At 53.8% G+C, this 19,354-nt stretch carries 17 protein-coding genes and 1 pseudogene; all 18 read left to right on the top strand.

All coding sequences use genetic code 11. The features are described 5' to 3' along the window. Positions 1–120: 120 nt before the first annotated feature. The gene (locus HMPREF1508_RS04410; RefSeq protein ID WP_044959924.1) at positions 121–1,629 is read left to right on the top strand and encodes a sugar ABC transporter ATP-binding protein; all 1,509 of its coding nucleotides are present in this window, start codon (positions 121–123) and stop codon (positions 1,627–1,629) included. Next, positions 1,629–2,618, top strand: a complete 990-nt coding sequence (locus tag HMPREF1508_RS04405; RefSeq protein ID WP_044959780.1) for an ABC transporter permease — start codon at positions 1,629–1,631, stop codon at positions 2,616–2,618. Before HMPREF1508_RS04410 ends, HMPREF1508_RS04405 begins: the two co-directional genes overlap by 1 nt. Positions 2,619–2,628: 10 nt before the next feature. After that, complete coding sequence (locus HMPREF1508_RS04400; RefSeq protein WP_044959773.1) at positions 2,629–3,630, top strand: ABC transporter permease; 1,002 nt, start codon at positions 2,629–2,631, stop codon at positions 3,628–3,630. Positions 3,631–3,701: 71 nt separating this feature from the next. After that, positions 3,702–4,769: a rhamnose ABC transporter substrate-binding protein gene (locus HMPREF1508_RS04395; RefSeq protein WP_044959772.1), complete on the top strand. Its 1,068-nt coding sequence runs from the start codon at positions 3,702–3,704 to the stop codon at positions 4,767–4,769. Further along, on the top strand, positions 4,769–5,080 hold the full coding sequence (gene rhaM / locus HMPREF1508_RS04390) for an L-rhamnose mutarotase (protein WP_006907141.1): 312 nt from the start codon (positions 4,769–4,771) through the stop codon (positions 5,078–5,080). The genes HMPREF1508_RS04395 and rhaM overlap by 1 nt, the downstream gene beginning before the upstream one ends. A gap of 423 nt (positions 5,081–5,503) precedes the next feature. Beyond that, a complete protein-coding gene (locus tag HMPREF1508_RS04385) occupies positions 5,504–6,358 on the top strand; it encodes a class II fructose-bisphosphate aldolase (protein ID WP_044959771.1) in 855 nt (284 codons plus the stop codon). A 16-nt stretch (positions 6,359–6,374) separates the two neighbouring features. Continuing rightward, on the top strand, positions 6,375–7,439 hold the full coding sequence (locus tag HMPREF1508_RS04380) for a LacI family DNA-binding transcriptional regulator (protein WP_044959769.1): 1,065 nt from the start codon (positions 6,375–6,377) through the stop codon (positions 7,437–7,439). 157 nt (positions 7,440–7,596) lie between these two features. Next, entirely contained in the window at positions 7,597–9,117 is a 1,521-nt protein-coding gene (xylB, locus tag HMPREF1508_RS04375) for a xylulokinase (protein WP_044959768.1), read from the top strand. A gap of 11 nt (positions 9,118–9,128) precedes the next feature. Next, positions 9,129–10,178, top strand: a complete 1,050-nt coding sequence (locus HMPREF1508_RS04370) for an alcohol dehydrogenase catalytic domain-containing protein (protein WP_044959922.1) — start codon at positions 9,129–9,131, stop codon at positions 10,176–10,178. Positions 10,179–10,180: 2 nt separating this feature from the next. Further along, positions 10,181–11,110: a 1-phosphofructokinase gene (gene pfkB, locus HMPREF1508_RS04365; protein ID WP_044959766.1), complete on the top strand. Its 930-nt coding sequence runs from the start codon at positions 10,181–10,183 to the stop codon at positions 11,108–11,110. Positions 11,111–11,370: 260 nt separating this feature from the next. Continuing rightward, positions 11,371–12,384: an aldo/keto reductase family protein gene (locus tag HMPREF1508_RS04360; protein ID WP_044959765.1), complete on the top strand. Its 1,014-nt coding sequence runs from the start codon at positions 11,371–11,373 to the stop codon at positions 12,382–12,384. 283 nt (positions 12,385–12,667) lie between these two features. Then, positions 12,668–13,515 (top strand): annotated as a pseudogene (locus tag HMPREF1508_RS04355) (MFS transporter). A gap of 130 nt (positions 13,516–13,645) precedes the next feature. Beyond that, complete coding sequence (locus tag HMPREF1508_RS04350; RefSeq protein ID WP_044959764.1) at positions 13,646–15,037, top strand: GntP family permease; 1,392 nt, start codon at positions 13,646–13,648, stop codon at positions 15,035–15,037. Positions 15,038–15,180: 143 nt separating this feature from the next. Beyond that, complete coding sequence (locus tag HMPREF1508_RS04345) at positions 15,181–15,477, top strand: type II toxin-antitoxin system RelB/DinJ family antitoxin (RefSeq protein WP_044959760.1); 297 nt, start codon at positions 15,181–15,183, stop codon at positions 15,475–15,477. Beyond that, on the top strand, positions 15,478–15,810 hold the full coding sequence (locus tag HMPREF1508_RS04340; protein ID WP_044959758.1) for a type II toxin-antitoxin system RelE/ParE family toxin: 333 nt from the start codon (positions 15,478–15,480) through the stop codon (positions 15,808–15,810). Positions 15,811–16,206: 396 nt separating this feature from the next. Beyond that, entirely contained in the window at positions 16,207–17,616 is a 1,410-nt protein-coding gene (locus tag HMPREF1508_RS04335) for an alanine/glycine:cation symporter family protein (RefSeq protein ID WP_044959757.1), read from the top strand. A gap of 174 nt (positions 17,617–17,790) precedes the next feature. After that, positions 17,791–18,687: a DMT family transporter gene (locus HMPREF1508_RS04330; RefSeq protein ID WP_044959755.1), complete on the top strand. Its 897-nt coding sequence runs from the start codon at positions 17,791–17,793 to the stop codon at positions 18,685–18,687. 320 nt (positions 18,688–19,007) lie between these two features. Further along, the gene (locus tag HMPREF1508_RS04325; protein WP_044959753.1) at positions 19,008–19,268 is read left to right on the top strand and encodes a SemiSWEET family transporter; all 261 of its coding nucleotides are present in this window, start codon (positions 19,008–19,010) and stop codon (positions 19,266–19,268) included. The last annotated feature ends 86 nt before the right edge of the window (positions 19,269–19,354 follow it).

Genomic DNA, 19,354 nt, shown 5'->3' with positions numbered 1-19,354 from the left:
TGCCCGGTCGAATGACAGAAAAATAATACCCGGGATCAGAAAAATTTCCTCTTTTGGCGGATGACTCCGGCTGTTAGCATTAATTTCAGAGAGAGTCTATCAGGAAAAGGGGGCGTGAACTTGTCTGATTATGTATTGGAATTAAAGGGAATTACCAAGATTTTTCCCGGCGTTAAGGCATTGGATCATGTGCAGTTCCAACTCAAGCCGGGGGAGATTCATGCCCTGATGGGGGAGAACGGAGCCGGAAAATCAACCTTTATCAAGGTGATCACAGGGGTACACCAGGCGGAAGAGGGAGAGATGTATCTGGACGGCAAGAAGGTCTCCTTCCGGGGGCCGAGGGATGCCCAGGCAGCGGGAATCGCCGCGGTCTATCAGCATCCGACCTCCTACCCGGATCTGTCCGTGACGGAAAATATCTTTATGAATCATGAGCGGGTCAAGGGCGGTTTCATGCAGTGGAAGGAGATGAACCGCCTGGCCCAGGACTATCTGGATCAGCTGGATGCTGATTTCGAGAGCACAGCGGAAATGGGAACCCTGTCCGTCGCCCAGCAGCAGATGGTTGAGATCGCCAAGGCGGTGTCAACATGTGCCAAGATCGTGATTTTGGATGAGCCGACAGCGGCTTTGACGGCCAATGAGTCCGAGAAGCTCTACAAAATTGTAGAGAAATTAAGGGACGACGGGGTCTCCGTCATCTTCATCTCGCACCGCTTTGAGGATATGTACCGGCTGGCCTCCCGGGTTACGGTCTTTCGCGACAGCCAGTATATTGGCACCTATCAGGTCGATGAGATCAGCAATGCCCAGTTGATCAAGCACATGGTCGGCCGGGAAATCAGTGATATGTATCCCAAGGAGAAGGTGGAGGTCGGAGAAGACATGCTCCGCGTCGAGAACTTTTCCAGGCTGGGCTATTTCAAGGATGTCAGCTTCCATGTCAGGGCCGGCGAGATCGTTGGACTGACCGGGCTGGTCGGCGCGGGACGAACGGAAGTCGTCGAGGCGATCTGCGGGATCACGGGACACAAGGATGGCCGGGTTTTTGTCGAGGGCAAGGAGGTTCGCATTAAGAATCCCACGGACTCCAAGAACCTGGGTCTGGTTCTTCTGCCGGAGGACCGGCAGAAGACGGGGCTGATCATGAGCTGGGGACTGGGACGCAATGTCACCCTTCCTATCTATGACCGGCTCTCTAAGCGGGGATTTACCGATGAGAAGCGGGAGAGGACGCTGGCCAAGGAGGTCCTCGAAGGGGTTGACACCAAGGCGGTCAGCATCTTCGACGCGGCGTCGACCCTCTCCGGCGGCAACCAGCAGAAGGTGGTCGTGGCCAAGGCCCTGGCCCAGGACAACATGAAGGTGGTCATCATGGACGAGCCGACCAAGGGTGTTGATGTCGGCGCCAAGTCGGAGATCTACGGCATTATGAGCAAGCTGGCCAAACAGGGCTACGCCATCATCATGGTCTCCTCGGAAATGCCTGAAATCCTGGGGATGTGCGATCGGATCTACGTCATGTGCAAGGGCAGAATCACAGGAGAGCTGCCCGTCGACCAGGCGAGCCAGGAGAAGATTTTAGAGCTCGCCATGGAAAAGGAGTCTGGGGGGAGAGAAGTCTAATGGAGAAGAAGTCATTTTTGAAGAAAATCGGCGGATCAAGAGAGATATCCCTCTTTCTGATCCTGCTTGTCCTGATCGGGCTGGTGTCCATCAAGTCCCCCGGCTTTTTGTCCATGCAGAATATCACGGAAATTCTCAAGAACAATTCCGTGACCATGATCCTCTCGTTAGGGATGCTCATGGTTCTTCTGATCGGGGGGATTGATATCTCCGTGGCCTCCACCCTGGGATTTGCCGGGATGACGGTCGGCATGCTCTTTAAGACCGGCCTGGTGTCAAGCACGCTTCTGGGCTTTGTTATCGCCATCGGTATGGGGGCGGTCTGCGGACTTGTGGTCGGCCTGATTATCTCCTATGGAAGGGTGGCTCCCATCATCTGTACCATGGGCGCCATGTATATCTATCGGGGTCTGGCCTACCTTGTGGCTAATGACCAGTGGGCCGGTGCGGACGCCCTGGGAGAGTTCAAGAGCTTCGCTCTGACGAGCAGTCTGGGCATCAACAATGTCATCCTGGTCACGATTGTCTGCTATCTGCTCTTCTTCGTTATTTTGAAGTGGACCAAGTTCGGCCGCAATATTTACGCGGTCGGCTCCAATGAAGAGGCGGCGGGGATTTCCGGAATCAATGTCCATGGAGTCAAGATCGCCGTCTATACCCTGATGGGTACGCTAGCAGGACTGTCCGGAGCCCTGTCCACATCGGTCTATGCGTCAGCCCAGCCCAATATGCAGTACGGCAAGGAGATGGACGTCATCGCGGCCTGTGTCATCGGCGGTGTCAGCATGAGCGGCGGCAGAGGCAGCGTCATCGGCGCCCTCCTGGGAGCGCTGATTCTGGCGGTTATTTCCAAGGCCCTGCCCCTGATCGGAATCGGGGCTTTGGCCCAGAACACCATCAAGGGGGTTCTGATCGTCGCGGTAATCATTGCCAATGTCATCACGCAGAGGATTATGGTTCGGTCGACGCTGGAGAAGAGAGAGATCTAAGGGGGATATTATGGCAGGAAAATCTGGAAGAACGATTGCGGCAACCGAGAACAAGCCGCTGGCAAGCAGACTGCTGAACTGGGAGTCCATGCTCGTAGTTCTGCTTGTGCTCGTCAATATCATCTGTATCGGCATTTCTCCCGTATACAACGCGACCAATCTGCTGCGGGAGAGCCCCAAATACCTGGCGGAGATTTTTCTCCTCTTTCCCATGGCCTTCATTCTGCTTCTGGGAGAGATCGATATCTCGGTCGGATCGATTGTCTGCCTCTGCGCGACGACGGCCGGCATGGCGTCCAACCTCAAGATCCCCTTCGTCGGCGTCTTTCTTCTGACCCTCCTTGTGGGTCTTGCCTGCGGGGCCATCAATGGACTTCTGGCCGTGGAATTCCGCGAACTGCCGACCATGATTATTACGCTGGGAACACAGATCATATACCGGGGGATAGCGGAGCTGATGCTGGGCGAGGGAGGGTCAGTCTCGATCAAGGATTTTCGGGGATTTAAGGTCCTGTCAACCAAAGTCGGACCCTTCCCGATCAGTTTCTTTCTGGTCGTGCTCACAGGCATCGTCTTCATCATCGTCGCGTCCAGGATGAATTACGGACGCAAGCTCTATGCCATCGGCAGCAACGCGAGAACATCTTTCTATTCCGGGATTAAGGTGAAGCGGACGATCTTTATCGCATACGCTTTGATGGGTCTCTTTTCCGGTCTTGCCGCTCTCTTTTTGACAGCGGCGACCTATGGGGCCAATACGACGACCGGCAAGGGCTTTGAGATGGACGCCATTGCCATGGCTGTATTCGGCGGGGTGTCCACGACAGGAGGAAAGGGAAAGATCCTGGGAGCCTTCATCGCGGCCTTTACCATCCTCTGTCTTAGGGTCGGCCTGGGACAGAAGAACTTAAATTCACAGATCATCTTGATTATCATCGGCATTCTCCTGATAGTCTCTGTCCTGATCCCCAATATTTCCGGCGGATTCAAGGTCAGAAGAAAGCAGGCGTAGAAAAAAGAATATGAGTGTCCTCAGGGACTCATAGATATAGAAATCATGGGGTAGACAGAAGGAGGAAAACCATGAAGAAGAAAGTGTTGAGTTTGCTTTTATGTATGACCATGGCTGTGGGGCTCTTCGCGGCATGCGGAGGGAACTCCAAGAAGGAAGAGTCCAACAAGTCGGGCGGAGATGCCAAGACGGAGAGCGCGTCCGGCAAGACCTTCGCCCTTGTTCCTAAGAGCGCGGGCAATCCCTTCAATGAGAAGGAGGCCGAGGGCTTTCAGAAGGCCGTTCAGAAGCTGGGCGGCAAGGCTGTCGTTCAGTATCCGGAATCAGCCACTGCGGATGCGCAGATCACAGTCATTCAGTCTCTGATCTCACAGAAGGTGGATTCCATCTGTGTGGCAGCCAACGATGAGAATGCCCTGGCAGCAGCCCTTCAGGAGGCAAAGGACGCAGGCATCAAGGTCTGCTCCGTAGACTCTGCTGTCGCCGCGTCCAGCCGCGCGGTTCATGTCAATCAGGCAGGTACCGATGAGATCGGATCCGCCCTGATTCAGGCGGTCTATGATATCACCGGAGGAGAGGGACAGTTCGCCATCCTCTCCGCGTCTTCCCAGGCAACCAACCAGAATGCCTGGATCAGCTCCATGAAGTCCTACATGGAGAAGGACAGCAAGTACTCTAAGCTTGAACTGGTAGAAGTGGCTTACGGGGATGACGAGGCGCAGAAGTCTACGGATCAGACCCAGGCCCTCCTGCAGAAGTATCCCAAGCTCAAGGTCATCTGCTCCCCCACGACAGTAGGTATCTCTGCCGCGGCCAAGGTCCTGCAGGACAAGAAGTCCTCTGTCAAATTGACCGGACTGGGACTTCCCTCTGAGATGGCAGCCTACATCGGAAATGACGACGCACATTCCTGCCCCTATATGTTCCTCTGGAACCCCATTGACTTAGGCGCTCTGGGAGCCTATACGTCAGCAGCTCTTGTGACGGGAAGCATCAAGGGAAATGAGGGGGATACCTTCAAGTGCGATCTGGGCGACTATAAGGTGGTCAAGGCTTCTGACGGCGGCACCGAGATTATCCTGGGCGCTCCCTTCAAATTTGATCCCAGCAATATCAACGAGTGGAAGAGTGTATATTAATGGTCAAGGGATTTAAGATGAAACTCTATCCGGGTCAGGAGGCGGAGTATGAGCGCCGCCACAGGGAACTCTGGCCCGAGATGGTTGAAATGATCCATGCCCATGGAGGCAAAAACTATTCCATTTTCCTGGACCGAGAGACCCTGACTCTCTTCGCCTATATCGAGATAGAAGATGAAGAAGTCTGGAACCAGGGGGCGGACACCGCGATTAACCGCAAGTGGTGGGACTTCATGGCGGACATCATGGAGACCAACCCGGACAAGAGTCCGGTGGCGGTGGATTTAAAGCCACTCTTTCATCTGGATTAGCTGATCCGGGGAAAGCGCAGGATAGGAAGTTTTTAAGAGCCTGGGCCCTGCAAATGAATATCGGGGCTAAAACCCCGTGAATGAAATATCGGAGCACGGAGCCCCAAAATAAAATATCGGATCCTGAGTTTCGGAAATAAAATATCAGGAGTCTGGGTCCTATGAGCCCGGCTAATCTGTCATCGTAAGGCAGATTGGCCGGGTTTTCTAATAAAAAACTCTCGCGAAATAATAGCATCGCAGAAACTGTGAAATATTTGTCAAAAAACGAGCAATACTTGCCAGAGGGACTTGTAAATTCATCCCCTGTCAATTACTCTTAGAACAGAAAAACCGAAACGTTTCGGATTTGCAATGATTTGTAATGTCAGGGAAAAAGGAAATAAGAAGCTATCGGATGTAATTGATCGTAAGGAGGGGAAAATGTCATTTGTCACTTCAGACAAGATGCTTGCGGATGCCCAAAGAGGGCGTTACGCAGTAGGAGCCTTCAATGTAGAGAATATGGAGATGATCAAGGCGGTCATCGCCGCCGCGGAGGAAGCGCAGGCGCCGGTCATGCTGCAGACGACTCCCTCGACGGTCCGCTACGGTTCGCTGGAGACCTTTGTCGCCATGGTGAGGGCGGAAGCGGATAAGACAGAGATCCCGGTCTGTCTCCATCTGGACCATGGGGACAGCTTTGAGCTCGCGATACAGGCCATTAAGGCAGGATATACATCGGTCATGATTGACGGCTCCAAGCTTCCTTTTGAGGAGAATGCCGCACTGACCCGGCGTGTGGTCGATGTGGCTCGTGCAGTCGGAATTCCGGTGGAGGCTGAGCTCGGCAGGGTCGGCGGCAAGGAGGATGACCTGGAAGCGCATGCCGATCAGAATACAGATCCGGATCAGGCCAGGCAATTCGAGGAGTTGACCGGCATTTCGTCTCTGGCAGTAGCCATCGGGACAGCGCATGGTTTTTATGTGGGAGAGCCTGTGCTGGATAAGGAAAGAGTGGCGGAGATCGCTGCCAAGGTCAAGGCCCCTTTGGTGCTCCACGGGGCTTCCGGTCTCAGTGAGTCGGACGTTAGAGAGTGCGTGTCCAAGGGGATGTGCAAGGTGAATTTCGCCACTGAGCTTCGCGTCGCCTATACCGACGCGGTGAAAAAGCTGCTGGCCGAGGCTCCGAAGACCTATGATCCAAAGAAGCTGGGACTGGCTGCCACGGAGGCGGTCAAAGAACAGGTGATTGCCCGCATGAAAATGTGCGGATGTGTGGGAAAGGCATTTGTCTGAAGGACAAGGAGCATCTATGGGAGCGACCATCAAGGATATTGCCCGGGAGACAGGGCTTGGTCTGGCGACCATATCCTCCTATCTGAATGGTAGAAATGTCCGGGAGAAGAACCGGATTAAGATCGAGGCGGCGATTGAAAAGTTGCACTTTGAAGTCAACGAGACAGCCCGGGGCCTGAAAACTAACCGGACCAGGACGATCGGGATTTTGATTCCGGAGCTCAACAATGTCTTCTGCGCTGAGATTATCTCCGAGGCGGAAGACATTCTGCGGCAGAAGGGCTATGCGACCATCCTCTGCGACTGTCGCACGGATCCCGCGCGAGAGAGGGAAGCCATTGCCTTTCTGCTGCGCAGGCGGGCGGACGGCCTGATGGTCATGCCGACAGGGGAGAACGGAGAAATTTTAAAGACCTTCCTGCGCCGCAAGCGTCCTGTGGTTGTTCTTGATCGAAAGATCAGAGGGCTGGACGCGGACTGTGTGCTTGTTGATAACGAAGACGCGGCCAAAAAGGCGGTGGATCGATTCCGGGCAGCCGGGCACACAAAAATCGGACTGATTACCGGCCCGCAGGATATCTATACTGCCGCCGCCAGAAGGCAGGGCTTTCAGGCGGCCATGGCAGACGCCGGATTGGAAGTCTCAGATTCTATGGTCGTCTGCGGTGATTACACGATTCAGGGCGGGGCCAGGGCCATGCACAAGCTCCGGGAGGAAGAACCTGAGATCACGGCGGTTCTTGTCGCCAACTACGAGATGACGATCGGAGCCATGATAGAAATCAACGAGTCCGGGATTCAGATTCCCGAAGAGATGTCTGTAATCGGCTTTGACAATCTGGAGTTTGCCAAGGCAGTTGCCCCACGTCTTAGCATTATCACCCAGCCCACCAGGGAGATTGCCAGGGAGGCGGTGGACCTGCTCTTGACCCGCCTGTCGGGCGATGCCGGGAGGCCGACGCAAACCGTGGTGCTGCCGACCGATTACGTTGAGGGGAAGTCCGTCGGGGTCAGGGCAGAAGAGGTGAGGACTGCGCCTTCTGACGAGAGATTGTCGGACAGGATAATCCCGGGCACTTGAGGAGGGATTGTCTGCATGTCGTCAGGAAGTTTGCGATGGGGAGGAAACCCCGGACATCTGAGAGAACTGTATTTATACCGGGCAGAATGATACGAATCCGGGAAAATCCTGGCAGTCTGAAGTATATTGTCGGACAGAACATCTGTGAGGGGAATTTATGGGGACATACTTGTTGGGAATCGATATTGGGACCAGCGCCTGCAAGGTCGCCGTCTTTGATCAAAAGGGGCGCTTGATGGCCTCCGGGACGGGCGATTACAGGGTCTATTATCCACACCCCGGCTGGGCGGAACAGGATCCGCAGGACTGGTGGAACGCGGTCTGCCGGACACTTCCCGGGGTCTTAGAAAAGAGCCACATTCATCCGCGAAAGATCGCAGGGATTGGAATTGCCGGCCAGAGCTGGTCTGCCGTCGCCCTGGATCATGAGGGAGGGGTTCTTTGCAGGACACCCATCTGGATGGATACGAGAGCGTCTGAGATCTGCCGGGAGGTGAATGCCAAAATCGGAGCAGACAGGATCTTCGATTTGTGCGGAAATCCCCTGCAGCCCTCCTACACCACGCCAAAGATCCTCTGGTATCAGAAGAAGACACCTGAACTGTACGGGAAAATCCGCTGGATTCTACAGTCCAACAGCTATATTGCGTATCGTCTGACCGGTCATCTCTCGCAGGACCTGTCGCAGGGCTATGGCCTGCATTGCTTTGATATGGCAAGGGGAAGATGGGATGGTGATATGGCCGGGGATATGGGCATTTCCACAGATATTTTTCCGGACATCTATCCCTGCCATGCCATTGTGGGAAAGGTGACGGCTCAGGCGGCCAAAGAGTGCGGACTCTGCCAGGGAATCCCGGTTGTGGCCGGTGGTCTGGATGCCGCCTGCGGAGCCCTGGGAACGGGTGTACTGCATCCGGGACAGACCCAGGAGCAGGGAGGTCAGGCCGGAGGGATGAGCATCTGCATGGACCAGCCGCGGGGAGACGTGAGGCTGATTTTAGGCTGTCATGTTGTGCCGGATCGCTGGCTCTTACAGGGCGGGACCACAGGCGGCGGCGGTGTGATGCGCTGGCTGGAGAAGGAATTTGGCGCCTATGAGAGAGTCCTTGCCGAAAAGCAGGGGAGAAAGTCCCTGGATCTTTTGAATGAGGAGGCGGATGCCGTGGCGGCCGGAAGCGAGGGGCTGATCTTCCTCCCCTATATGGCGGGGGAGCGCTCTCCGATCTGGGACCCAAAGGCCAAGGGCGTCTTCTATGGACTGGATTTTTCCAAGACCAGGGGGCATCTGATTCGCGCGGCTATGGAGGGGGTAGCCTTTTCCCTAAAGCACAATCTCGATGTCGCCGAGTCCCTGGGAGTCAAGGTGGATGTCCTTCGCGCCATGGGAGGAAGCGCCAACTCTCTCCTCTGGACCCAGATCAAATCGGATGTCACCGGCAAGCCCGTCGATGTACCGGCGTCTGATACGGCGACGACGCTGGGAGCAGTTCTGTTGGCTGGAGTCGGCGTCGGACTGTATGAGGATTTTGACCGGGCGGTGGATCAGACCGTTGAGGTTCGAAGAAGGCACCTGCCCGACCCGGATAAGAGGCTTGTCTATGAGGCCAATTACAGGAACTATCGGAAGTTATATGACCAGCTCAAGGATATGATGAGAGAGGGAGGAGACAGTTGACAGCAAAGACGATGAAGGCCGGCCTGCTGCGCGCCACGTGCGACATTCGCTATGAGGATATTGAAAAACCGGTTCCCCGGAGAGATCAGGTTTTGATCAAGGTGAAATATACCGGGATCTGCGGGTCTGATATTCCCAGGGTCAACGGCCGGGCGGCGCATTTTTACCCCATTGTCCTGGGACACGAGTTCTCGGGAACTGTGGAGGAGGTCGGAGAGGATGTGACGAGCTTGAAGCCGGGCGACCGCGTGGCCGGGATCCCTCTGATTCCCTGCATGAAGTGCGAGGACTGCCAGAGGGGGAACTATTCGCTCTGCAAGAACTATGATTTCGTTGGTTCGCATTCCTTCGGGAGCTTTGCGGAGTATGTTTGTGTACCGGAGACAAACGCAGTGAAATTCGATGACTCGGTTTCCTTCCGCCAGGGGGCCTTTTTCGAGCCGGCCACGGTGGCTCTGCACGGCCTGGAGAGGACGAATTATGTCGGAGGGAGAACCGTTGCTGTCCTGGGGGGAGGGACGGTCGGCATGATGACTTTGCAGTGGGCTAAAATCTTTGGGGCAAGGCAGATCGTCGTCTTCGATATTGTAGATGGGAGATTAGAGCTTGGAATGCGCCTGGGCGCCTCCGCGGGAATCAACAGCTCGCGGGAGGGCTTCATGGAGGAGGCGAAGGCTATAACGGGCGGACGGGGCTTCGACTACGTGTTTGAGACGGCAGGCAATACCGTCACAATGAAGATGGCATTTGAGCTGGCAGCAAACAAGGCCGAGCTGTGCTTTATCGGAACGCCCACCAGAGAACTCAGTTTCTCTGTGCGGGAGTGGGAGAATCTCAACCGCAAGGAATTTCGCCTGACTGGGTCCTGGATGTCCTACAGCGCTCCCTTCCCGGGACATGAGTGGGAACTGGTGGCTCACTATTTTGCCAGCGGAGATTTAAAGCTGGACGACTCTTTTGTCTTTCGCGTTATTCCCCTGAGTCAGATCGATGAGGCCTTTGAGCTCTACAAGAGGCCGGGAGCGGTGAAGGGGAAGATTCTCATCGACAGCGAGGCGTAAGAATGATACTGACAGTGACATTAAATGCCGCCATTGACAGGCGATACGTGGTTGAGAACGCGAAAATGGGCGAGGTCAACCGCGTGATAGAATGCAAAAGCTGTCCCGGAGGCAAGGGCTTAAATGTGTCCAAGCCCGCCGCCATTGCGGGCGCTGAGGTTCTGGCCACCGGCTTCGTCGGAGGCTATGCGGGCCGTTACATTGAGGAGGCTCTGCGCCCCATGGGGATTACGCCGGCCTTTTATCATATGGAGGAGGAGAGCCGTTCCTGCATCAATATCTGGGACAGTGTCAATCATATCCAGACGGAATACCTGGAGCCCGGATTTACCGTTGGAGAAGACGATTTTAGGGCCTTTCGAGATAAATTCGCCGGGCTGGCGCAAAAAGCGGATGTGGTGACCTTGTCCGGCAGCGTACCCAGGGGGCTGGATGGCTCGGCCTATCAGGACCTGATTGAGATCTGTAAAGAAGCCAAAAAGAAGGTGATTTTGGACACCAGCGGAGAGCTCCTGGAAAGGGGGATTGAGGCGGGGCCGACCATGATCAAACCCAATCTGGATGAGATCCGCATGCTTACCGGAAAGAGCTGCGATCACCTGGAAGATATCCTGCGTGCGGCAGAGCTCCTGCACGCAAAGGGGGTGGAGATCGTCGTTGTGTCCCTTGGCGGTGACGGGGCCCTGGCGGTCGGCGATGAGGGCACTTACAGGGCCAGAGTTCCCAAAATCAACGCGGTCAATACCGTGGGCTGCGGGGACTCTATGACCGCCGGCTTTGCCCTCGGCCTCAGCCAGGGGCTCTCCCTGAAGGAAATGTTAAGAAGGGCCAGCGCCATTTCCGCTGCCGCGGCCCTTCGCGAGGAGACCGGCTTCTTTGTGAAAGAGGATATGGAAGATATCTATCCGCTGGTTGAGATTGAGGAGGCCTGAGATGTGTCCGGAATAGAGATATTTTCGGGACAGGTCGAGCTCTTAGGAGAGGCTTCCATCAGGTTGTTTCAGGCCGGGGCGATCTTTGAGAGAGGCTTCCATCAGGTTGTTTCAGGCCGGGACGATCTTTGAGAGAGGCTTCTATCAGGCTGTTTCGGGCCGGGAGAGATCTTTTTGAGGAGATTTTATCAGGCTGTTCGGCCTGTAAGAACAGGATACAGTTAACAGAATCACAGATGAAAGAGACAGGAGGATTTAGTATGCAGACGATTCATCCGGACAGTGTTCCTAAAATTATGCTGAATGACGGCAGAGAGGCGCCGTGCATCGGGATGGGAACCTTTGGGTCTGACCGCTTTACGGCAGACCAGGTGGCAGAGGCAGTGTACGGGGCAATCAAGGCGGGCTACCGCATGTTTGACTGCGCCGCCTGCTACGGCAATGAAGCCATGATCGGAGATGTCTTTCAGAAGGCTTTCAGCGACGGCATATGTAAGAGAGAGGATCTCTTCATTATGACCAAGGCCTGGAATGACATGCATGGAGACGGCGATATCCTGATCGCCCTGGCGAAGAGCTTAAAGGACTTGAAGCTGGATTATGTGGATATGTATTTCCTCCACTGGCCCTTCCCCAACTATCATGCGCCTTACTGTGACGTTGACAGCCGCAATCCCGATTCCAAGCCCTTTTCGGTTGAGCGCTTCATGAAGACCTGGCGGCAGATGGAGCGCCTGGTGGATATGGGGCTGACCCGCGGGATCGGAATGTCCAGCATGACGATTCCCAAGCTCAAGGCGGTCCTGCCGCTCTGCCGGATCAAACCGGCCATGTGTGAATTTGAGGAGCATCCATGCTTTCAGCAGGAAGAGCTCTTTTGCTATTTGCGGGGGCATGGGATCCAGCCGGTCGGCTTCATGCCGCTCGGTTCTCCCCAGAGGCCGGAGCGGGATATGGAGCCCGGTGATGTCGCCGATATGAAGACGCCGATCATGCAGGAGATCGCGGCGGCTCACAAGTGCCATCCGGCCCTGATCTGCCTGAAATGGGCAGTGCAGAGGGGGGCGATTCCCATTCCCTTCTCTGTGCATGAGGCGGAATACGTCAGCAATCTTGCCAGCACCATTGACGGTGATCCTCTGACAGAAGAGGAGATGGACAGGATTCAGTTATTGGAGTCCAACAATCGTTTGGTCAAGGGTCAGGTCTTCCTGTGGCCGGGGGCCAGGGACTGGCATGACCTCTGGGATGAAAATGGCGAGATCGTTCAGTAGAAGAGACGGATGGTCTTAAAATCTCCAAGTCTGTGGGTCGACGGATGAGTGATAGGGGATAGCATTTAAAGAAAGCGAGGAGGATATAAGTGAAACTTGGCGTTCGGGCGCATGATTTATGGAAAGTTTGAGTAATAAGCTTGTAATCGCCTTTTGTCAGGAGATTCCAAGCTTATTTTTTGATTTTATTCTTGAAAAGTATTTGCCGCTTCATCTATCATGCAACGGAGATCATCTTCAAGATTAACTGTATTAACTGTGATTATATGTGCCGGGAGATGACATGGGCTCTTTCTTACTTGCTGTCATTTATCTGATCTTCATCAGTCTGGGACTGCCGGACTCCCTTCTGGGTTCCGGCTGGCCCAGAATGCAACTGGACTTCGGCGTGCCCTCGTCCTATGCGGGCTTTGTGTCCATGACCATTTCCTTTATGACCATTATCTCGGCGCTGCTCAGCCCCAGGCTGATCCGGGCGGTGAAGACCCAGTGGATTGTGATTGTCTCTATCGGGCTGACGATTCTGGGCCTGCTGGGATTTTCAGTCAGCGGCAGTTACTGGCTGCTCTTTGTCTTTGCTATTCCCTATGGCCTGGGGGCAGGGGCCATTGACTCTTCGGTCAACCACTATGTGGCCAGCAATTATTCCGGTGCGGTTATGAATTTTCTGCACTGTTTCTATGGGGTTGGCGCGGTCATCAGTCCCTGCATCATGTCTTTGGCTCTTCGCCTGGCCCGCTGGAATGAAGGCTATCGCTGGACGGCTTTTCTGCAGACAGGTATTTTGGCTGTCTGCATTCTCTCCCTGCCCCTCTGGAAGCGGGGAAGATTGGCTTTTTGATCGTTGGAATCGGAATGGGGCCCATCTATCCGGCCATTCAGCACATGGCACCCGTGAATTTCGGAAGGAAGTACAGCGCGGCGGTCATCGGTCTTCAGATGGCGTCTGCCTATGTGGGCAGTACGGCAATGCCCATGGTTTTCGGCCTGCTTCAACATGGAATCGGCATATGGATCATGCCGGTTTATCTGACGTTTTTCGTGGTGCTCAATGTAGCTTTTCTGGAGTTGACCTACCGAAAGTTGCCGAGAGAAAATGGTTACTGTGAGAGAATAGAAAACAACAGCTGAGAATTTGTAAAAGTGCACAAATATTCACCCTATTTTTCGTAATTTTGCAATCTATAAGAATAATCTGCAAAGTGATAGGATAATTCCATTGAAGTGGAAGTAGTCGTACATCAAAAAGGGGGTGTTATTTATGACAGGTTTTCCGCTGATTATTGCATTTATTATCGCTATTGTGGTGATGATTCTTCTGATCTCAAAGTTCAAGTTACATCCATTCATCGCCATTATGCTGGTCTCACTGGCACTGGGAATTCTTGCGGGCATTCCGCTCGTTGATGTCAAGGGGGCGGACGGAAAGACGACGGCAGGTCTGGCGACGGTCATCGGACAGGGCTTCGCAGGGACATTTACCTCGATCGGAATCGTCATTATCCTGGGGGCTTTAATCGGAACGATCCTGGAGAAGACCGGAGCCGCTTTGAAACTTGCGGACATGGTCATTAAACTGGTCGGAAAGAACCATCCGGTTCTGGCCATGGAACTGATGGGCTGGGTGGTTTCTATTCCGGTCTTCTGTGACTCCGGTTTCGTCATCTTAAATCCCATCCGCAAGGCTCTGGTACAGCGCACCATGGCTTCGTCCGTGTCTATGAGCTTCGGCCTGTCTGCCGGACTTTATATCGCTCACGTTTTTATCCCGCCCACACCGGGCCCGATTGCGGCAGCCAATACCCTGGGAGTCGGTGATAATCTGCTCCTGGTGATGGGCATGGGCGCCGTCTGCTCCATTCTGCCCCTGATCGCCGGTTACATCTATGCGGTTATGATCGGCCGGAAAGTCAAGGCGGATGACGAGGCGGACCGCAATCTGATGACCAAGACCTATGAGGAACTGGTGGCTGAGTATGGCAAACTGCCCGGAGGCCTCAATGCCTTAGCGCCGATCATCGTGCCGATCGTCCTCATGGCCCTGTCCTCAATCGCGGCCATGGCCAAGTGGTCCGGTTCCGGCGCGAATCTGGTCAAATTCCTTGGGACACCAATCATTGCTCTGGCAGTCGGCACTCTCTTCGCCTTCTTCCAGCTGATCACGACCAAGAAGGTGGAACACTTCTATGATCTGGTCAATGAGACCCTAAAGACGGTCGGCCCCATCCTCTTTGTGACTGCGGCAGGCGGCGTCCTAGGCAAGGTGATCGCCTCCTCCGATATGGTCAAGTATATCTCCGCTCATGCAGGTGTATTCTCCGCCATGGGAATTCTCTTCCCCTTCCTCCTGGCGGCGATCTTCAAGACAGCGCAGGGCTCTTCTACGGTTGCTCTTACCACCACAGCGGGGATTGTGCAGCCTCTCTTGGGCGTCCTTGGCTTTACCTCTCCCATGCAGATCACCCTGGTGGTTATGGCCATCGGCGCCGGCGCCATGACAGTGTCTCATGCGAATGACTCCTACTTCTGGGTTGTCACGAACTTCGGTGAGATGTCCCCGGATCGCGGTTACAAGACCCAGACAGCGGGGACACTGGTTCTGGGGATTGCCTCGATTATTGAGATCTTTATCTTAAGCCTTTTCCTGCGCTGACGAGAATTCGGGAGTCAATAGAATGATGCAGAGACAAATGTCTTCTGCCTGACGGAAAAGCAGAAAGAATCAGGCTCCTCTTTCAATTTGTATTGCAATCTACAATACTGTGCAGTACAATAATTTTGAAAGGTGATGTTACCATGAAAGATGCAACTGTAAGCGCTCGTGTCGAATTTGATGTCAAGAACGAGGCGGAAGATATTCTCCAGAAACTCGGTATCCCTGTATCTGTCGTAATCAATTCTCTTTACCGGCAGATCATATACAGACATGGCGTTCCCTTCTCACTTACGATTCCGAAGGAGCCGAAAACGCTTGATACCATGTTCGATGCCGAACGGAACGCAAAACTTGCACACAGCTATGAGCAGTCGCTCCGTGGCGAAGGCCGCCCGTTCACTGAGGTTTTAGATGAACTCGAAAGGGGCCTCAGATAAATGAATTCTTATGAAATCATCATGACACCGGACGCCACGACAGATCTTGTGGAACTGCGCGATGATATTGCCGATGTCCTGCTCGTTCCGGATACGGCGCTTTCCTATATTCGTGCGATCCGTAAAGAGATAAGCAAGCTGTCGGAAATGCCCGGCCGGATAAAACCTGTCGATGACGAACCCTGGCATTCACGCGGAATCCGGGAAATCATGGCAAAGAACTTCTATGTCTACTACCGGATTGATGAGGAAACCAAACGGGTCTACATCATGAACGTCATCTACAACAAACGCGATCAGCTACGGCAGCTCGCCAATATGAAACTCGACTGACAAAACGCTCCCCGTCACTGTGGCGGGGAGTTTCCCTTACGTCTATGAAGGCATTGAGCCTGTCGCTCCAGAGAGCAGACGCAACTACCTTATCAATCCGCACTACTTCAGCGGTGTTTATAACAGTGCGGATCATTAAGAGGCTTTGGGACCAGGTATACGCCCGTCTTGAACATACGTATGACCTTTCGAAAGTGAAGAAAATCTACATCTAGGGTGATGGCGCGTCCTAGATCACGAAAGTGCACAGGCGTCTGGAAGGCTTATGCCAAGTCCACTGCAATTGAGGACAACCTGTAACGAAGACGAATGTCTTCGGCTGTCCGGTACTTGTTTTTTGACAGCTCCTTTTGCTAAAGTAAGAGACGATTTTTATGTGGGAAACAGGGGCATTCTATGTTAGGAGTCATTCAGCAGGTCAATCAAGCTGTAAGTAATTTCATCTGGGGAGTGCCGGCCATGGCCGCCATTATTGGTGTCGGGATTTTTCTGACTATTCGGACACGCCTGATTCAGGTCCGCAAGTTTCCTGCGGCCATGCGCAATACCCTGGGCAAGCTTTTTGACAGGACCGAGGCCAGGGAGGGGACGATGTCTCCCTTCCAGGCGGTCTGCACAGCCCTGGCGGGAACGGTCGGAACCGGTAATATCGCCGGGGTAGCCGGAGCTCTTGCTCTTGGAGGGCCGGGGGCTGTCTTCTGGATGTGGTGTTCCGCCTTCCTGGGTATGTGTACCAAGTTCGCCGAGGTGACTTTGGCCGTTCATTTTCGGGAGAGCAATCCCAGAGGAGAGCATGTGGGCGGTCCCATGTACTACATTAAGAACGGGCTTGGAAAGGGCTGGCTCTGGCTGGCCTTTGCCTATGCGGCCTTCGGTGTGCTGACGGTCTTTGGAACGGGCAATGCCACCCAGGTCAATACCATTGTCACCTCCGTAGACAGCTTCTTAGACAGCTTCGGCCTTCTGGCCTCAGGCAGTCACCCCAAGCTGGATCTGGCGCTTGGACTTGTCATTGCGGGTCTGGTCGCTCTGGTCCTGTTGGGCGGAATCAAGAGAATCGGTTCTGTGACGGAGAAGCTGGTTCCCTTTATGGCCCTGCTCTATATTATTTTGGGCCTGGGAGTTGTTCTTCTCAATTGGAGAAATGTCCCCGCCGTCATGCGCATGATCTTTGCCGGGGCATTTACCCCGCAGGGGGTGACGGGAGGACTGATCGGGTCTGCCTTTTTATCTCTTAAAAAGGGGGTGTCCAGGGGGATTTTTTCCAATGAGGCCGGCCTTGGGACGGGCTCCATCGCCCACTCTACAGCGGATACGGATGACGCGGTCGGACAGGGACTCTTTGGCATTTTTGAGGTCTTTATGGATACCATTGTCATCTGTACTCTGACGGCCCTGATTATCCTCTGCTCGGGGGTCCCCGTGGCCTACGGGCAGGCGGCCGGAGCGGAACTGACGATTTTGGGTTTCACGACGACTTACGGAAGCTGGGTTTCGGGCTTTACCATGGTTGCTCTGGTCTGCTTCGCCTTCTCTACCACGATTGGCTGGGGGCTCTACGGCTCCCGCTGCGTGGAGTTCCTCTTCGGTCACAGGCTGGTCAAGCCTTTTCTGGTCCTTTACTCTCTGGTCGCCGTTGTCGGCGCCACAATGGATCTTGGTATGCTCTGGGATATCGCCGAGACCTTTAACGGTCTGATGGCAATCCCCAACCTGATTGCCCTCCTGCTTTTGTCCCCTGTTCTTGTGCGTCTGGTTCGAGAGAGGGAGAGACAGGATCAGACGGGGGAAATTGCCGGCAAATAGGAACGGCAGGCGAATACGCACTCCAGGAGGGTACCGTTGTCATGCATAAATTCGCAGGTATGATCAGTATAAGATCATACCTGCGGATTGTCGGCGGAAGAGCGCGATACTTCATGTGACAGAAAAAATGCAATTGTAGTATTTTGTCCGTATATCTTCAGAAAGGACAGGGATATGCCTTTATTTGTCACTCGATTCATAAAGAAGAATCCCCATTTGGCGGGGATTCTTCTGGTTATCATTGATTCCTTTTTCTTCTCTCTGATGGCTCTCTTTGTCCGTATGTCCGGGGACCTGCCCACCATGCAAAAGAGTTTCTTTCGCAATGCCATTGCCGCGGTTATTGCAATCATGACGCTGATGGGAACGGAAGAGAAGCTGAAGATCAAAAAGGGCAGTCTGCCCGCTCTCCTTTTTCGCTCCCTCTGCGGAGGCCTGGGGATGATTGCCAACTTCTGGGCCATCGATCACATGGCTTTAGCGGATGCCAACCTGCTCAATAAGCTGTCGCCCTTCTGGGCTATCATCGCATCCATTTTTATCCTGTCCGAGATCCCCAGAAAGAAGGAGGTTCTCTTTGTCATTCTGGCCTTCATCGGGGCCAGCTTTGTGGTTCGCCCCACGGCGGGGCTGGCCTCTCTGCCGGCCTTGGCCGGTCTTTTTGGCGGAATGGGGGCGGGCTTTGCCTATACCTTTGTTCGCAAATTGGGGATGCAGGGGGAGAGAGGACCTCTGATTGTGGCCTTCTTCTCCACATTTACCAGTTTACTCAGTTTGCCTTTCATGGTCTTTGATTTTCATCCAATGTCGGCAGCACAATGGGCCTGTCTGCTGGGGGCGGGGACCTGTGCGGCCCTGGCTCAGTTCGCAATTACCAAGGCCTATCAGCTGGCGCCGGCCAAGGAAATCTCTGTCTTTGATTATTCTCAGGTGCTCTTCGCTTCCCTTTGGGGCCTCCTCTTCTTCGCGGAGCTTCCGGATGTATGGTCGATGATCGGCTATGTGATCGTCATCGCAACGGCGGTTGCCAAATGGAGATACACTATGGTGGAAGACGCCAAAGCGGCCTGAGAGAAAGTCCCGACCGGATCTCTTCTTGTTCCTTTTCTGTAAAATCACTTAATCGCATTGCTACATATTCGATTCTATCAATGGATTCGATTTTGTTGAAATCGGAGTCGGTATCGACGTTTGAGCTAATTGCGTAAGGTAAAATATAATAGAGGTCAATTATTCGGGGACGGTTGGGAGAAAGCGAAAGGGAAAGAGGAGGATTGACGGTCAGTGAATCTGTCTTTGACATTATGTATGAATGGTGATATTGTACGATTCACAGGCTGTTCACGAATACAGCGCATGGGTGTTATTTTAATAAAAAAAGAGGTAGTCATATGTCAGAGAAGAAGCTGGAGATCTTCGGCTGGGTCGGAACAGCCTTGTCGATTATTATGTATGTGTCTTATATCCCACAGATTATCCATAATCTGAATGGAATCAAGGGAACTCCTATCCAGCCTTTTGCCGCGGCGGTCAATGGGACGATTTGGGTTATCTATGCCCTGCTGAAGGAGAAGAAAGATTATCCGCTGGCCGCCGCAAATGCCCCCGGCGTTATCTTCGGATTGATAACGGCGATCACAGCCATATTGTAAAACTTCTCTTTGGCATATCGGGCGCTCGGTCGATTTGCCCTGTAGGAATGTTTGAATTTTATCCCGGCTGCTTGCCGGGGAAGGGA

The sequence above is a fragment of the Shuttleworthella sp. MSX8B genome (assembly GCF_000524295.1).
Lineage (GTDB): Bacteria > Bacillota > Clostridia > Lachnospirales > Lachnospiraceae > Shuttleworthia > Shuttleworthia satelles.
This window is presented reverse-complemented; position numbering and strand designations above follow the sequence as displayed.

What these genes read in the sequence shown, in the direction of transcription:
- HMPREF1508_RS04385 (WP_044959771.1), top strand. Translation starts at nt 5,504, where the DNA reads ATGTCATTTGTCACTTCAGACAAGATGCTTGCGGATGCCCAAAGAGGG.
- HMPREF1508_RS04325 (WP_044959753.1), top strand. Translation starts at nt 19,008, where the DNA reads ATGTCAGAGAAGAAGCTGGAGATCTTCGGCTGGGTCGGAACAGCCTTG.
- HMPREF1508_RS04360 (WP_044959765.1), top strand. Translation starts at nt 11,371, where the DNA reads ATGCAGACGATTCATCCGGACAGTGTTCCTAAAATTATGCTGAATGAC.
- xylB (WP_044959768.1), top strand. Translation starts at nt 7,597, where the DNA reads ATGGGGACATACTTGTTGGGAATCGATATTGGGACCAGCGCCTGCAAG.
- pfkB (WP_044959766.1), top strand. Translation starts at nt 10,181, where the DNA reads ATGATACTGACAGTGACATTAAATGCCGCCATTGACAGGCGATACGTG.
- HMPREF1508_RS04405 (WP_044959780.1), top strand. Translation starts at nt 1,629, where the DNA reads ATGGAGAAGAAGTCATTTTTGAAGAAAATCGGCGGATCAAGAGAGATA.
- HMPREF1508_RS04380 (WP_044959769.1), top strand. Translation starts at nt 6,375, where the DNA reads ATGGGAGCGACCATCAAGGATATTGCCCGGGAGACAGGGCTTGGTCTG.
- HMPREF1508_RS04335 (WP_044959757.1), top strand. Translation starts at nt 16,207, where the DNA reads ATGTTAGGAGTCATTCAGCAGGTCAATCAAGCTGTAAGTAATTTCATC.
- HMPREF1508_RS04370 (WP_044959922.1), top strand. Translation starts at nt 9,129, where the DNA reads ATGAAGGCCGGCCTGCTGCGCGCCACGTGCGACATTCGCTATGAGGAT.
- HMPREF1508_RS04330 (WP_044959755.1), top strand. Translation starts at nt 17,791, where the DNA reads ATGCCTTTATTTGTCACTCGATTCATAAAGAAGAATCCCCATTTGGCG.
- HMPREF1508_RS04350 (WP_044959764.1), top strand. Translation starts at nt 13,646, where the DNA reads ATGACAGGTTTTCCGCTGATTATTGCATTTATTATCGCTATTGTGGTG.
- HMPREF1508_RS04345 (WP_044959760.1), top strand. Translation starts at nt 15,181, where the DNA reads ATGAAAGATGCAACTGTAAGCGCTCGTGTCGAATTTGATGTCAAGAAC.
- HMPREF1508_RS04395 (WP_044959772.1), top strand. Translation starts at nt 3,702, where the DNA reads ATGAAGAAGAAAGTGTTGAGTTTGCTTTTATGTATGACCATGGCTGTG.
- HMPREF1508_RS04400 (WP_044959773.1), top strand. Translation starts at nt 2,629, where the DNA reads ATGGCAGGAAAATCTGGAAGAACGATTGCGGCAACCGAGAACAAGCCG.
- HMPREF1508_RS04340 (WP_044959758.1), top strand. Translation starts at nt 15,478, where the DNA reads ATGAATTCTTATGAAATCATCATGACACCGGACGCCACGACAGATCTT.
- rhaM (WP_006907141.1), top strand. Translation starts at nt 4,769, where the DNA reads ATGGTCAAGGGATTTAAGATGAAACTCTATCCGGGTCAGGAGGCGGAG.